The organism is Streptomyces caniferus, from assembly GCF_009811555.1.
Taxonomy (GTDB): domain Bacteria; phylum Actinomycetota; class Actinomycetes; order Streptomycetales; family Streptomycetaceae; genus Streptomyces; species Streptomyces caniferus.
Window position 1 is genome coordinate 2,283,309 of sequence record NZ_BLIN01000005.1, and the last position, 14,231, is coordinate 2,297,539.

The following is a 14,231-nucleotide window of genomic DNA, read 5'->3' on the forward strand; positions in this document are numbered from 1 at the left end:
GCCCGCGCCGAGGACGGGGTACCGGGCGTCCCCTCCGACCCACCACCCACCAACCGCAGGCGAACCGGCCCCAGCCCACGGCAACCCCGCACCGTCCCGGCCCACGCGAGCGCGAAACCCGCCCGGCCTCAGCCCACGGCAACCCCGCACCGGCCCCGGCCACCGGCTCCGCGAGCCCCGTCAGCCGTTCCAGCCGCTGACCAGGGGTGGGTCGTCCGGGTCCGGGATCTGGGTGGACCAGCCGCCGGGGACGTTGCGGACCTGGCGGTCGCGGAAGCGTACGGGGGCGGTGCCCACGCGGCGGGTGAAGAGGCGGCTGAAGTAGGCGGGGTCGTCGTAGCCGACGCGGCGGGCCACTGCCGCTACCGGGAGTTCGGTGGCCACCAGGAGTTCCTTTGCGCGGCCCAGGCGGATGCCGAGCAGGTAGTCCTTGGGGCTGCAGCCGGCGCCGCGCCGTACGGCGGTGCGGAGTTCGGCGGGGGTCATGCCGTGCCGGGCGGCGTGCTCGGCGACGGAGAGGGGCAGGAAGGCGTCGCGGGCGAGTGCCTGGAGGACCGGGTCGCCGTCGGCGTCGGTGTCGGCCCGCGCCCGGCGCAGGGCGACGAGGAGTTCGTGGACCGCGGCCGAGGTCTCCACTTCCAGCAGGGGGTTGCCCCGTCGTGCCGCGCGGGCGATCCGGCCGATGGCGGTCCGGGCCGGGCCGGTGTCGGCGAGGGGTACGAGCGGGCGGTCCGGTTCGATGTAGCCGAGTTCGGTGTAGGTGGCGGCGGCCGGTCCGGTGAAGTCGACGAAGGACTCGTCCCAGCCGGTGTCCGGGTCGGCGCCGTAGTGGTGCGGCACCCCGGGCATGATCCACAGGAGGGCGGGGGCGGTCACCGTACGGCGCCGGCCGTCGGGGGCGGTGAACCAGCCGCGGCCGGCGCTGATGACGATGGCGACGTGGTGGTCGAGGGTGCGCGGGCCGACCGTGGGCAGGGTGCCGTGCTGGAGGCCGACCCCCAGGCAGACCAGGCCGAGCCGGTGGTGGACCGGGTTCGGGGTGAAGTAGCGCATCCAGGTGTGGTACACGCCCGGACCTCCCGTCGCTCCGTACCTCTCGGTCGAACCGTCCAATCACAGCCGATCTTTGTCCATGGACCGTCACACCGCCAGAGGGCAAAGGTGACCGATGAGCGGGTGCGTCCGGCCGGTGGCGCACCACGACACAGGGGCGGGTGACGTGACGCAGTTCGAGGTGGGCGAGCGGGACTTCGTGCTGGACGGGCGGCCGGTGCGGCTGCTGTCCGGGGCGTTGCACTACTTCCGGGTGCACGAGGCGCAGTGGGACCACCGGCTGGCGATGCTCCGGGCGATGGGCCTGAACTGCGTGGAGACGTATGTGCCGTGGAATCTGCACGAGCCGCGGCCCGGCGAGTTCAGGGATCCGGAGGCGCTGGGGCGGTTCCTGGACGTGGTGCGGGCGGCGGGGCTGTGGGCCATCGTCCGGCCTGGCCCGTACATCTGCGCGGAGTGGGAGAACGGCGGGCTGCCGCAGTGGCTGACCGGGCCGTTGGGGCGGCGGGTGCGGACCCGGGATGCGGCGTATCTGCGGGCCGTGGACGCCTGGTTCGAGCGGCTGCTGCCGCAGGTCGTGGCGCGGCAGTGCACGGCGGTGTCCGGGCCCGGCGGGCCGGGCGACGGACCGGTGATCATGGTGCAGGCGGAGAACGAGTACGGCTCGTACGGCAGCGACGGCGTGTATCTGGCGCACCTCGTGGACCGGCTGCGTGCGCTGGGGGTGCGGGTGCCGCTGTTCACCTCGGACGGGCCCGAGGAGCACATGCTGAGCGGTGGTTCGGTGCCGGGCGTGCCGGCCACGGCCAACTTCGGTTCCGGGGCACGGGAGGCGCTGGCGGTGCTGCGGTGCCATCAGCCGCGGGGGCCGTTGATGTGTATGGAGTTCTGGTGCGGGTGGTTCGCGCACTGGGGGCAAACGGAGGCGCCGCGTGCGCCGGAGGACGCCGCGGCGGCGCTGCGCGAGATTCTGGAGTGCGGTGCGTCGGTCAACATCTACATGGCGCACGGCGGGACGAATTTCGGTGGGTGGGCGGGGGCGAACCGCGCCGGTGAGCTGCACGACGGGGAGCTGCGGTCGACGGTCACCTCGTACGACTACGGGGCGCCGGTCGATGAACGCGGCCGTCCCACGGAGAAGTTCTGGCGGTTCCGGGAGGTGCTCGCCGAGTGGGCGGACGGGCCGCTGCCGCGGGTGCCGGAGCCGCTGCGGGTGCTGGCGGAGCCGGTACGTGCGGTGGTCGAGGAGTGGGCGGGGGCCGGCGAGGTGATGGCGGCGCTGGGCGGTGCGGAGGTGGAGGGGGGCGCTCCGGCGACGTTCGAGGAGCTGGGGGTGGACCGGGGGGTGGTCCGCTACCGGGTGGAGGTGCCGGGGCCGCGGGGTGCCCGGCCGCTGCGGGTGCGCGGTCTGCGGGACCGGGCGGTGGTGTGGGTCGACGGGGTGCGCGGGCCGGTGGTGGACACCGAGGACGCCGCGCTCGGGGAGGTGGCCGGGCCCGCGTCGGTGGAGTTGTGGGTGGCGTCGCTGGGGCGGGTCAACTACGGGCCCCGGCTGGGTGAGTCGAAGGGGATCACGGGCGGGCTGCTGCACGAGCGGCAGTATCTGCACGGCGTCCGGTCGCGGGGGCTGCGGCTGGATGCCGTGGAGGAGGCCGGGGCGCTGGCGAAGGTGCCGTTCCGGGCGGTGGAGGGGGCGGCCGGGGAGCCGGGGCTGTACCGGGGGACGGTGACGGTGGCCGGGCGGCCGGGTGACGCCGATCTGGCGCTGCCGGGGTGGAGCCATGGCTTCGCCTGGATCAACGGCTTCTGTCTGGGGCGCTATTGGGACCTCGGGCCGCAGCGGACGCTGTACGTGCCGGGTCCGGTGCTGCACGAGGGCGCCAACGACCTGCTGTTGTGGGAGTGGGAGGGCGCCCCGGCCCTGGTGGGGGAAGGGGCGGGGGCGCCCGGTCTGTTTCCCTGCGCCGGCGGGCGGTGAGGGGTCCGTGGGGGCGGGCCGCCGCCCCCACGGTTCAGATCTCGCGCACCTCGAAGGTGTCCAGGACGAACTCCGCGGTCCCGTCGTCGGCCACCTTGCGCAGCCCCACCCATGCCTCGCCGTCGGCGGGGGCGGTGAACTCGTAGGTGTGGGTGGCGGGCCGGGTGGCGACGGGCAGCGGGGTGCGGGTCAGTTCGCGGGGCGCGGGGGTGTCGACGGCAGTGACCCAGGCGTACTGGCCGGCCTTCTCGTTCTCGTAGCGGAAGGTGATGCGGTAGCGGCGGCCGGGGGTGAAGCGGACGGTGTGCGGGACGGTCCGGTGGACGAGGCCGGTGTTCTCGCCGCGTGACTTGAGCGACTGGCCGCCGTCGATGACGTCGTCGACCGCCTTGCCGTTCCAGCCGCGCTGGGTGAACGGGGCGTGCCGCTGGGCGATATGGGTGCGGGGGTCGGTGCTGCCGCCCGCGTCGCCCTTGACGAAGAGGCCCCAGCCCTGGGGCACGTGCTCGAAGTCCTCGTAGGCCAGGGCGCCCTTCTTGGTGGTGGGCCGGGCGGGGACGACGCGGAGGTTGTCGAACCTGATGCGGGCCCGGCCCGCCGCCGCGGTCAGGGCGAGGGTGACCGGGCCGCCGCCCTCGGGGACGGTGAAGTGGGTGAAGAGGCGCTGGAAGCGGGTGCCGGACTTCCGGTCGGCGGCGACGTAGTTGCCGGCGGTGGAGGTGTCGGTCCAGTTGGCGGCGGTGACGCCGTCGGCGGTGCGGATCTCCAGGGCGGCCCGGCGCCGTTCGCCGGCCGTGGCGCCGACCTCGACCTGTACGGAGGCGGCGTAGCCGCCGGGGGCGAGCCGGGCGAGTTTCTGGGCGACGGTGGCGGCGGCGCCCGCGTCGATGACCAGCTCGTAGTCGCCCGACGTGCTGAGCCGGACGGAGGCCGGGCCGGTGACCTGCCGGCCGGTCAGGTTCCCGGAGTGGAAGCCGGGGTCGGTCAGGGGTGTGCCCTCGCCCCAGGCGGGGTCCCTCGGGGCCGGGGCCCGGGTGCGGTGGACGACGTAGGCGACGCCGGGGCGGGCGGTGAGGGTGATCCTGCCGCCGCTGACGGGGATCCGGGTCTCCGCGGTGCGGCCCTGGTCGGTGAGCCGGTAGGCGTACACGGCCGTCGTGCCCGTCCAGCCGCGGGGCAGGGTCCAGGTGGTCGTGCCGCCGTGGGGGTTGTAGTGGTAGAGGCGGTGCGGGTCGGTGGCCCGGCGGGGTTCCCAGGGGAGCAGGTAGGTGCCGTCGTCGTAGACCAGCCGGCCGTCGGTGGTGATCTTGCGGGTGCCCTCGGCGTCGCTGACGGAGGTCCTGGTGGGGCCCTCGAAGGTGATCTCGTGGGCGTCCCAGGTTCTGATCGGGTACGCCTGGAGGTACTTGGCGGGCAGCGCGTCGGTCCAGATGATCGTGTGGAACGCGTTCCAGTCGGTCTTGCCGACCCAGCCCTCGAAGTTGCCCATCCGGGCGTTGCCGAGGAGCGTGGGCCACTTGTCGGCGAAGACGTCCTTGTGGTGGTTGCGCAGGAAGCGGATGAGCCGGGAGTTGATGCCGCGGGAGGTGTCGGGGCCGTAGTCGGTCTCGTTCGCCCAGTGCGACCAGAGGGCGGAGCGCTCCAGGCCGTGGCCCCACTCGGTGGCGACCTGCCAGCCCTGGTCGCGCAGGTGGCGCTGCAGCCGGTCGGAGTTCCAGCCGGACTCGCGGAAGACGTCGAGGTAGACGGTGTCGAGGGCGGGGTCGGTCTCCTCGCGCAGTTGCGCGAAGCGCCGGGCGATGTCGCCGGAGACCAGGTCGCGGCGGGCGTCGATGCGGTAGGACTGGTCGAGCCAGTCCCACTGCTTGTCGCTCTTGTCGACCAGCTTCTCGGAGAAGGCGTGGGCGACGGGGTAGGACTCGGTGGCGTTGACGTGGACCGCGAAGTCGCTGTTCCACTTCTTGCCCGCGCGGAGCAGGGCGTTGAGGTCGGCGAGGCCGCCGGCCCGGGTGTTGTAGTTGCCGCCGTAGTCGGGGTGGGCGGAGTCGTGGCCCTCGGACTGGTAGCCCTTGAGGAGGGTGAACTGCCGCAGCCCGTCGGTGGCCAGTGCGATCCGCTTGATGTGGTCGAGGGTGGCGAGGAACGGGTTGGTGGCCTGGCTGGCGAAGTTGAACGGGATGTGCGGGACGACCCGCAGATGCTGTTCGTCGGCGCCCAGCGGCACGACCATGATGTCGCGCAGCGCGATGGCGGCGTCCTGCCAGTCGGTCTTGCCGTCGCCGTTGCGGTCGCCGGTGACGATGACGGTCGCGTACGGCAGCGGGTCGGTGGCGGTGGGGGCACCTTCCGCTCGTGGGGGTCCCCCCGCTCGAGCGAAGTCGAGAGTGGGGGAGGAGTCGGGAGCGGGGGACGGCTGCCCGGCCGCCCGGTGCGTCCACTGGCCGCAGGACAGCTGCGCCTTGACGAAGCCGTCGCCCTTGACGGTCTGCCGCCACAGCCGGCCGTTCTCCCAGGTGGTGGCCCCGGTGGGCCTGTCGTAGCAGGTGTTGGTCTCGATGGCGGCGGCCAGCGCGTCGGTGGCGACGACGGCGTAGGCGCATCCGGTGGGTGCGGCGTCGGCGGGGGTGGTGTCGGTGACCTGCACCAGGGTGTCGCCGCTCTTGGCCTTGTCGAGTTCGAGCCGGGCGGCGAGCAGGGTGGCGCCGGGCTGGTCGCTGCGGACGCTCAGCAGGGCGAGCCCGGGGATCTCCAGGGTGCCGATGCGCAGCGCCGGGGTGTCGGTGAGGCCGGTGACCCGCCAGGTCGTCGTCCGGTCCCGGACGGCGATCTCGACGGTGAGGGTGGTGCCGCCGTCGAAGCGGAGGGTGTAGGTGGCGCGGTCGGCGCGGGTGCGGTGGGTGACGCGGGGGGTGTGGGCGGTGCCGTCGAGGAGGACCTGGGTGACGGGGGTGTCCTGGCCGTGCAGGACGGCGCCGGTGTGGCGGTCGGTGTAGGAGACGATGCGGGGGAAGGCGGTGTCTACGCGGACCTCCAGTGCGTCGGACCGGAGCACCGCCTCGCCGGCGCGGGGTGCGGCGGTGGCGGGGTGGGCGCCGAGCGGGAGGGCGCCGGCGACCCCGGCGAGCGCGGTGGCGGCGACGACCTTCCGGCGGCTGGGCCCGCGCGGGGCACCTGTCTGTTCGTTCACGCGCGCTGTCCTCCTTCGTGCCTGCACTGCCTGTCGGCGGACAGCGTGCTGCGCCTGCGGGGTGTGCGCCTATGGACAAAGGAGGGGCAGGTGTTGGACAGATGTGGGGCGCCTCGGGGCGGGCGGCGGGGAGCCGGTGCCGCCGGGGGCAGGCGCCGCCCGAAGCCGGTGCGGCCGATGGCCTCAGGCCGCCGCCCCGCCGTCGAGGGGCAGGACGGCGGTGAGTTCCCAGCCGCCCTCCGCCGCGGGGCCCGCGAGGAGCCGTCCGCCCATCGCCTCGGCCCGTTCGGTGAGTCCGGCCAGGCCGAAGCCGCCGCCGCGGGCCTGTTCGCACAGGCGGGCCGGGCTGCCGCCGTCGTTGGCGATGCGCAGCTCCGCCCCGAAGGGGACGGACCGCAGGCCGATCCGCACCGCCGTGGCATCCGCCGCGTGCTTGCGGACGTTGGTCAGCGCCTCGCGCACGATGCGGTAGACCGCCGCGGCCACATCGTCCGGCAGCGCCTCGGCCAGGCCCTTGTCGAGGGAGAGGACGACCGGCGGGCCGGTGCGGGCGAAGGCCTCGGTCAGCGCGCAGACCTCGGCGAGCCCGGCGACCGGCTGGGGGTGCGCCCCGTCCTCGCGCAGCACCCGCACCAGCCGGCGCATCGCGCCCAGCGCCTCGCTGCCGGAGGCCTCGATCCGTTCGAGGGTGGTGCCGGCCTGCGGGCCTTCGAGGGCGGTGAAGCGGGCGGCACGGGCCTGGACGACGATGCCGGTGACATGGTGGGCGACCAGGTCGTGCAGCTCCCGCGCCAGCTCCAGGCGTTCGGCGGCCCGCACGGCCGCGAGTTCGCGCAGCCGCCGGTCGTCCTGCCCGCGCAGGATCGTCGAGTACGCGGCGACGACCACGGTGAGCACGGCGGAGACGACGGTGAACAGGCCCGGCCGGACGTCCCGTACCGGGGCGAGGACGCAGGCCAGGCCCAGCAGCGGGCCGAGGACGGCGGCGGTGCGGCCGGGCGCGCGGCGGACCACGGCGGTGAGCAGGACGAGCAGGGCGATGCCCTCCCCCAGGCCCCAGACTTCCCGCGCGTGCTGCCCGGCGATCAGCGCCGCCGACGCGCTGAGGGAGACCGCGGCCGCGGTGGCGGCCCGGCCGGTCAGCGGGATCCGGGCGGAGGGCACCGCGCAGAGACAGACCGCGAGGCCGGCGGCCACCACGACCAGGTGCGGGCGGGTGGGCTGGCGGGCCGGCGCCAGGGTCTCGAACCCGACGAGGAGCAGCAGGGCCACGGCCAGTACGACGCGGGCGGCGACGGCCTCGCGCGGGTGGGTGTCCGTCCACCGGGCCGGCCGGCTCCCGCGCGCGGCCCGCCGGGCGCGCCCGGGCCCGCCGCCCGGGGCGCGCCGTGTTCGGGTGCGCTCGCCGTGCTCGTTCACGAGCTGCCGGAGGACAGGCCGCTCTCCCAGGCCCAGAAGGCGATCTCGACCCGGTTGCGGGCGTCCAGCTTGATCTGCACGTTCGCCAGATGGGACTTGACCGTGGACAGCGACAGATACAGTGCGCCGGCGATCTCGGCGTTGGTCCGGCCGCCGGCCAGCGCGCGGACGACGTCGCGTTCGCGGTCGGTGAGCGGCTCGGAGGGAGTGCGGACGGTCCGGCCCCCGCCGCCGGCGGGGCGCAGCTCGCGCAGCAGCCGGGCGGTGATCGCGGGCGAGAGCAGCGAGTGGCCGACGGCGGCGGCCCGTACGGCCTCCACGAGCAGCGCGGGGCTGGCGTCCTTGAGGAGGAAGCCGGAGGCCCCGCCGTGCAGCGCGGCGTGCACGTATTCGTCCAGGTCGAAGGTGGTGACGATGACGATCCGGGGGATGTGGCGGCAGTCGGGGCGGCCGGCGCGCCCGGTCAGCCGGCGGGTGACCTCCAGCCCGTCGGTCCTGGGCATCCGGATGTCCAGCAGCAGCACGTCGGGGCGCAGCCGGTCGACGGCGGCGAGGGCGGCCTCGCCGTCGGTGACGTCGGCGAGGACCTCGATGTCGTCCTGGCTCTCCAGGACCATCCGGAAGCCGATGCGGACCACTTCCTGGTCGTCCGCGATCACCACACTGATCGGCATTGTCGTTCCTCCTCGGCGCCCTCGGGTGCGGGTCGGTGTCCGTCCCTGCGGCCGGCGGTGCTCACGGGCCGCAACTGCTGCCGCGGACGGTCCGCCGGACCGGGCGCCGGGGCGGGCCGGTCAGCCCTGGGCCGCGTTCGAGGGTTCGTCGGCCGGCAGCTCGACGGGGTCGTGGGGGCCGCCGAGCAGCACATACGCGAGGGTCGCCGCGGAGGCGGCGAGGAGCAGTGCGGCGACGACCGTCGCACGGCGGTCGCGGTCGCCTGCCGGGCGTCGGGGGCGGGGCTCGGTGGTCATACCGTTCACCGTAGGAAGCCGCCGCGAAGCCGCCCATAGGCCGTCCGGTCATCCCTGACGGCACAAGGCCCGGCCACAAGCACGAGCTTGGTCCCGGGGCGGGCGGACCAACGGCCGTGGCGGGACGGGACCTAGGTGTATTGATCACGAGCGTTGTTAACGCTGGCTGGGCTTGATCATGGCGAAGACCTCCGGTGTGGTGGAGCTGTCTAGGACTGCACCGCACGGAGGTCTTCGTGTCCCACCGTAATGCCCGGCTGACCGTTCACGGCAGGCGGCTGCTGGTCGAGCGCGTCCGTTCCGGGCGCCCCATCGCGCACGTCGCCGCCGAGATGGGCATCTCGCGGCCCACCGCCCACAAGTGGCTGCGTCGCTGGAGAACGCAGGGCGAGGCCGGGCTGCACGATCGTCCCAGCCGGCCGCACACGACACCGCACCGGACTCCTCTCGCGGTAGAGGACCAGGTATGCCGGTTGCGGCAAGACCGGAAGCTGGGCCCGGCTCGCATCGCACCGATCCTGGGCCTGCCGGCCTCGACCGTCCACCGGGTCCTGGCCCGGCACGGCCTGAACCGCCTCGCCTTCCTCGACCGGCCCACCGGCCAGGTCATCCGCCGCTACGAACGCAGCAGGCCCGGCGAGCTCGTCCACGTGGACGTGAAGAAACTCGGCCGCATACCCGACGGCGGGGGCTGGCGCATCCACGGCCGTGCCGCCTGCCCCGACCGCCGCCGCACCACAGGCTTCGACTACATCCACTCCGCAGTCGACGACCACAGCCGCCTCGCCTACAGCGAAGTCCACCGGGACGAGAAAGCCGCCACCTGCGCGGCCTTCCTGCAGCGGGCCGCAGCCTTCTTCGCCGCCTGCGGCATCCTGCGCATCGAACGTGTCCTGACGGACAACGCCTGGCCCTACCGCAAGAGCTTCGCCTGGCGTCAGGCGCTTGCAGATCTCGGCGCGGCCGGCAAGCTCACGCGCATCTACCGGCCGCAGACCAATGGCAAGGTCGAACGCTTCAACCGCACCCTGCTCGACGAATGGGCCTACCTACGGCCCTACACCAGCAACGACGAACGAACCGCCGCACTGGACACCTTCCTGCACAGCTACAACCATCACAGGTGCCACACCGCACTCGGAGGCAAGTCACCCATCAGCCGCGTGAACAACCCTGCGGGTCAATACACCTAGGGCCCAGACCAAGGTCGGGGACTTCGGACCCGCGAAGGGCCCGGGGAGAAGCTCCCCGGGCCCTCGGTGTGCGTGGTGCGGTCAGCCGCCCAGTTCGCCCGCGGCCTTCTTGATGTTCGCGGCGAAGGTGCTCACCTCGCTGTAGACACCGGGCTTGCCGGGCCGTGCGCAGCCCTCGCCCCAGGAGACGATGCCGACCTGGAGCCACTGCCCGGCGTCGTCCTTGCGGAACATCGGGCCGCCGGAGTCGCCCTGGCAGGTGTCGATACCGCCGGTGTCCAGCTTGCCCGCGCAGATCTCGTCGCCGGGCGTCAGCTGGTCGCCGTAGGCCTTCTGGCAGGCGGCGTCGTCGACGAACGGCACGGTGGCCTTGAGGAGGTAGCGCTGCTGGGAGCCGCCCTCCTTCTCGGCGCCCCAGCCGGCGATGGTGAAGTCGCCGTTGTTGAGCTTGTCGTCCTCGGCGATCTTGAGGGTGGGCTGGTCGATCGGCTTGGCGAGCTTGATGAGCGCCCAGTCCTTGCCCTTGCCGTTGTAGCCGGGCGCCTGCAGGACCTTGGTGGAGTCGACCTTGACGGCGGCGGAGTCCTGCAGGTCGACCACGCCCGCGGTGGCGGTGATCGAGGTGTTGTCGCCGCTGCCGTCGACGCAGTGCGCCGCGGTGAGCACGATGTCCTTGGCGTACAGGGCGCCGCCGCAGCCCATCGACAGCCGGACCATGAACGGGAATTCACCCTGGCCGGCCTTGGTGCCGCCGACGACCTTGGTGTGGACGGAACCGGAGGGGGCCGGCGAGGGGGCGGCCGAGGCCGAACCGGGCTGGAGGCTGAAAGCGGCGAGGGCCACGGCGCCGAGGGCAGTGCTTCTTCTGAGGTGCTTCCGGTAGCTGCGCAACGGGCTTCCTTTCGTGGGGGGTTGCACGTCGATGACGAGCCCATGCCAACACCGGAGCCGGACGTGGCCGCCGTGAAAGGTGCCTGGAGGACGGCAGCACGCCGTAAGGCGTCCGGACCCAGTGGGGGATGAGTCCGTTGAGCGCCCTGTGATTATGTGGAGTGTCCGATCAGAGTGACAAGGGTGCGCATCCGGCCAACTCCCCTGCCCCACACGCCCCGTACGGCCCATACCGGACCTTCCCGGCGCGCCGTACAGTGGCCGGGTGACCACCGGCGGCAGTGAGATCGAGCACGGGTACCCGCATCTCGACACGGTGCGCGCGGCCATCCACGCCCTGTTCAAACGCCTGACGTACGACACCGTGAGCACCTTCGCCACCAGCGTGCTGCCGGTCGACGTGGCCTTCGACGACACCGAGGACCTGCACCTGGGCGCACAGCGGGTCGCCCGCGCCATGGTCCGCCAACTGCATCTGCCGGACGCCCGGACGGTCATCACCTTCCGGGAGATGGAACACGCCGCCGCCGTCGAACTCACCGCGGGGCCCGAGTACTTCATCGAGCTCAACGACCGCTTCAAGAAGCACCGCAAGGACATCGGCGCCGCGCTGGCCCACGAGGTGATGCATCTGTATCTGCACCGCCTGGACCTGTCGTTCCCCGGCACCCGTGACAACGAGATCCTCACCGACACCGCCGCCGCGTACCTCGGCGCCGGCTGGCTGCTGCTGGACGCCTACCGCGAGCACGGTCCGTTCTCGCAGAAGCTCGGCTATCTGACGCCGGAGGAGTTCGGCTACGTCCTCGCCCAGCGGGCCGAGTTCTTCGGCGAGGACCCGTCGCCGTGGTTCACCAGCCCGCAGGCGTACGACGCGTACACGGCGGGCGCGGCGCGGGCCCGCCGGGACGCGCGCCGGCCGCCGCTCGCCGCCGCCGGCTGGACCGCCCGGCTGCGCTACGCCAAGGACCGCCGGGCGGCGCAGGATCCGCGGCGCACCGGCCGGCCCCCCGCCACCGCCGACTACGCCTTCGAGGGCCCGCCCCTGCGGGTGACCTTCCCCTGCCCCGCCTGCCACCAGCGGATCCGCGTACCGGTCCGCGGCCGGCTGCAGGCCCGCTGCGGGCTGTGCAAGACCCTGCTGGACTGCGATACGTGACGGAGCGGCGGCCGCTTCCCGGGGCGGGGCAGCTGGGGTCCGGGCCGACGGTCCGGTCCTAGACCAGCCACTCCCCGTCGCGCATCAGGGTCCGGCCGGCCATCTCCACAACCGTTCCCCATGCCTGCAGCACCTGCGGGGCGACACGGAAGAACACGTACGAGGGGTGGTCCTCGCGGGGGTCCCAGCCGTCCTTGGCGGCGAACGCGTCGCCCACCCCGGCCGGGAGCTCCTCACGGGTCAGCATCCGTGCGGTGCCGTGGACCAGGACCACGTCCCGGGTGTGGCCGAAGGAGAGCCGGACCCGGCCCGAGGCGCACAGATTGCGGCCGGTCGGGTTGGTGTCGCGGGTGGAGAGCCACACCGCCTCGCCGTCCCACCAGAAGGCCAGCGGAACGAGGCAGGGCTCACCGGTGGCGTCGGCCGTGGCGGCCCATACGTCATTGTCCCGCGCGAGCCGTGCGAGCGCCTCGCGCTTGCGCTGTTCCGGGCTGCGGGGTCCGCCGGGGCGAGAGTCGGCTGTCGTCATGCGGGGAGGCTATGGCGTGCGACGCTCCGTCACATCCGGCGGCGGAACTAGGTCGCAGGGCGGAGGGCCGTCCTCGGACCGGGCGGGACCGCTCGGCACGCCCCTAGACCCACCCGTCCAGGCCCGCCATGAACCCGTCGAAGTCGTCGCGGTGGATGGTGTGTCCGGCGCCCTGGACCGTACGGACCTCGAACCCGCGGCCGGTCAGCTCGTCCGCCGCTCTCTCGGAGAAGAGGAACCCCTCCCCCGCGAACTGCACCAGCGACGGGACGACCGGCTTCTCGGGCACATGGTCCTCCCGGTGCACGGCGGACAGCGCGAGGGCGGTGCCGGTGTCCCACTCCGCGACGGTGGCCAGCTCGATGTCGAGATCGGCGTCGTTCCAGCGCGGATTGAAGGTGCGCAGCATCGCCCGGTCGGCCCTCTTGAACGTGAGGAACAGCGCCGGGTCGACAGGCTCCTGGAAGGCGGGGAACGACCACGCGGGATCGCTGTAGACCGCCCGCCGCGGCTGCAGCCGCTCCACCGCCAGGGACAGCGCCAGGCCGCCCAGCGAGTGCCCGATGACGACCTCGGGGCCGGCGGGCAGGGTCTCCACGAGGTCCTCGGCGAACAGCTCGGTGCTGTAGTCGCCGCGCGGACTGCGGCCGTGGCCGCGCAGATCGACGGCGATGACGCGATAGCCCCGGCCGGCGAGCTCCGGACCGACGCGGTGCCAGGTGCGGTGATCGGACATCAGCCCGTGCACCAGCACCGCGGTCCGCTCGCCGGTGCCCCATTCGTGGGTGTGCAGCTGCATGCCCGTGCCTCTCCTCGGTTCCCGTGCGCGCCGCCTGCCGATGGTCCGCGGCCCGGCTCCCGGACCGGGCCGCACCCGCGCGAGATTACACACGCAAGGAGGCGTGACGGGCGCGCCCCGCCCCTGTCCGCCGCGGTCCTGACCTGCACGGCCCTCTGCCGGGCGCCCCCGCCGTCGCGCTGTCGCGCCGCTGCGGGCGCCCCGCGGACCGGCGGGCGGCGCAGGGACCGCCCGCTCGGCCCGTCAGCGCCAGTCGCTCTCCGGCGTCGCCGCCGCCAGTACTTCCCGTGCACCGGTGCGGAGGGGTACGCCGTGCGGGACGCACACCGTGTCGACGTCGAGTGCGGCGAGCCGGCGGAAGGACGCGACGGCCTCCTCGCGGGCGACGTTGAACGGGCCGAGGACCGCGTGGCGGCCGTCGGGGGCGGTGGCGATGAGGTCGCCGGGGAAGAGCAGCCGGCTCTCGGGGAGGTGGAGCGCGATCCCGCCGGGTGTGTGCCCGGGGACGTGCAGCACCCGCACCGGTTCCCCCCAGCCGTCGAGGGTGTCCCCGTCGTGCAGGACGGTGTCGACCTCGGCAGGGCGCAGCGCCGGCATCCCGGATGCCGCCAGGTCCGCCATGACCCCTTCGTGCAGGGACCGTTCCGCGGGGGTCAGCACCGGCGTGGGTTCGGGGGCGGTGCCGCGGATGTACGGGGCGTCCAGTGCTCCGGCCAGCACGCGGGCGCCGGTGGCCGCGGCCAGGTCGGCGGCGGAGCCCATGTGGTCCACGTGGCAGTGGGTGAGCACGATCTGCCGCAGCTGTTCCGGGCGGCCGCCGAGCGCGGCGAGGGCGTCGAGGACGGCGGGGGCCGAGCCGGGGATGCCGGTGTCGACGAGCGCGTAACCGTCGTCGGGCAGCGCGACGAGGTACACATGCCCGACGGGGAAGGGGAGTTGCCAGACGGTGGGGGTGATCTCGGTCGGTGCGTCCATGACCGGGACGCTAGCGGGCGGGCGGTGCGCCGCCACCGGGTGTTCGCCGCGGGCGGAGCCCGGAGCGCGGGTGCTGG

12 protein-coding genes are annotated in these 14,231 nt (G+C 73.7%); 3 read left to right on the forward strand and 9 right to left on the reverse strand.

Annotated features, from left to right (window positions below):
• Positions 1-180: 180 nt before the first annotated feature.
• A complete protein-coding gene (locus Scani_RS26620; RefSeq protein ID WP_159480354.1) occupies positions 181-1,068 on the reverse strand; it encodes a helix-turn-helix domain-containing protein in 888 nt (295 codons plus the stop codon).
• Positions 1,069-1,219: 151 nt separating this feature from the next.
• Here Scani_RS26620 and Scani_RS26625 point away from each other — a divergent pair, with 151 nt between their 5' ends.
• Entirely contained in the window at positions 1,220-3,031 is a 1,812-nt protein-coding gene (locus Scani_RS26625) for a glycoside hydrolase family 35 protein (RefSeq protein ID WP_159480355.1), read from the forward strand.
• Positions 3,032-3,065: 34 nt separating this feature from the next.
• Here Scani_RS26625 and Scani_RS26630 read toward each other — a convergent pair whose 3' ends face one another.
• The 4 genes from Scani_RS26630 to Scani_RS26645 form a co-directional block, all read right to left on the reverse strand.
• The gene (locus tag Scani_RS26630; protein WP_159480356.1) at positions 3,066-6,218 is read right to left on the reverse strand and encodes an endo-alpha-N-acetylgalactosaminidase family protein; all 3,153 of its coding nucleotides are present in this window, start codon (positions 6,216-6,218) and stop codon (positions 3,066-3,068) included.
• 183 nt (positions 6,219-6,401) lie between these two features.
• On the reverse strand, positions 6,402-7,496 hold the full coding sequence (locus tag Scani_RS26635; protein WP_167538204.1) for a sensor histidine kinase: 1,095 nt from the start codon (positions 7,494-7,496) through the stop codon (positions 6,402-6,404).
• Between the two features lie 137 nt (positions 7,497-7,633).
• Entirely contained in the window at positions 7,634-8,311 is a 678-nt protein-coding gene (locus Scani_RS26640; protein WP_159480358.1) for a response regulator, read from the reverse strand.
• A gap of 120 nt (positions 8,312-8,431) precedes the next feature.
• Complete coding sequence (locus Scani_RS26645; protein ID WP_159480359.1) at positions 8,432-8,608, reverse strand: hypothetical protein; 177 nt, start codon at positions 8,606-8,608, stop codon at positions 8,432-8,434.
• Between the two features lie 236 nt (positions 8,609-8,844).
• Between Scani_RS26645 and Scani_RS26650 the strand changes: the two genes are divergently transcribed.
• Complete coding sequence (locus Scani_RS26650) at positions 8,845-9,801, forward strand: IS481 family transposase (RefSeq protein ID WP_159469616.1); 957 nt, start codon at positions 8,845-8,847, stop codon at positions 9,799-9,801.
• An 81-nt stretch (positions 9,802-9,882) separates the two neighbouring features.
• Here the strand turns inward: Scani_RS26650 and Scani_RS26655 are convergent, their stop codons facing one another.
• The gene (locus tag Scani_RS26655; RefSeq protein ID WP_159480360.1) at positions 9,883-10,692 is read right to left on the reverse strand and encodes a S1 family peptidase; all 810 of its coding nucleotides are present in this window, start codon (positions 10,690-10,692) and stop codon (positions 9,883-9,885) included.
• Between the two features lie 265 nt (positions 10,693-10,957).
• Between Scani_RS26655 and Scani_RS26660 the strand changes: the two genes are divergently transcribed.
• Entirely contained in the window at positions 10,958-11,851 is an 894-nt protein-coding gene (locus tag Scani_RS26660; RefSeq protein ID WP_159480361.1) for a hypothetical protein, read from the forward strand.
• A 58-nt stretch (positions 11,852-11,909) separates the two neighbouring features.
• Here Scani_RS26660 and Scani_RS26665 read toward each other — a convergent pair whose 3' ends face one another.
• The 3 genes from Scani_RS26665 to Scani_RS26675 all read right to left on the reverse strand — a co-directional run bounded on the left by Scani_RS26665 (position 11,910) and on the right by Scani_RS26675 (position 14,154).
• Entirely contained in the window at positions 11,910-12,380 is a 471-nt protein-coding gene (locus Scani_RS26665) for a pyridoxamine 5'-phosphate oxidase family protein (RefSeq protein ID WP_159480362.1), read from the reverse strand.
• 103 nt (positions 12,381-12,483) lie between these two features.
• Positions 12,484-13,179 carry an alpha/beta fold hydrolase gene (locus Scani_RS26670; RefSeq protein WP_159480363.1) on the reverse strand — a complete coding sequence of 232 codons (696 nt, stop codon included), beginning with the start codon at positions 13,177-13,179 and terminating at the stop codon, positions 12,484-12,486.
• 243 nt (positions 13,180-13,422) lie between these two features.
• Positions 13,423-14,154, reverse strand: coding sequence for an MBL fold metallo-hydrolase (locus Scani_RS26675; protein ID WP_159480364.1), 732 nt, complete (start codon positions 14,152-14,154; stop codon positions 13,423-13,425).
• Between the last annotated feature and the right edge of the window lie 77 nt (positions 14,155-14,231).

Coding starts and splice junctions, on each gene's coding strand:
- Scani_RS26640 (WP_159480358.1), bottom strand. CDS start 8,311: ATGCCGATCAGTGTGGTGATCGCGGACGACCAGGAAGTGGTCCGCATC.
- Scani_RS26645 (WP_159480359.1), bottom strand. CDS start 8,608: ATGACCACCGAGCCCCGCCCCCGACGCCCGGCAGGCGACCGCGACCGC.
- Scani_RS26665 (WP_159480362.1), bottom strand. CDS start 12,380: ATGACGACAGCCGACTCTCGCCCCGGCGGACCCCGCAGCCCGGAACAG.
- Scani_RS26670 (WP_159480363.1), bottom strand. CDS start 13,179: ATGCAGCTGCACACCCACGAATGGGGCACCGGCGAGCGGACCGCGGTG.
- Scani_RS26675 (WP_159480364.1), bottom strand. CDS start 14,154: ATGGACGCACCGACCGAGATCACCCCCACCGTCTGGCAACTCCCCTTC.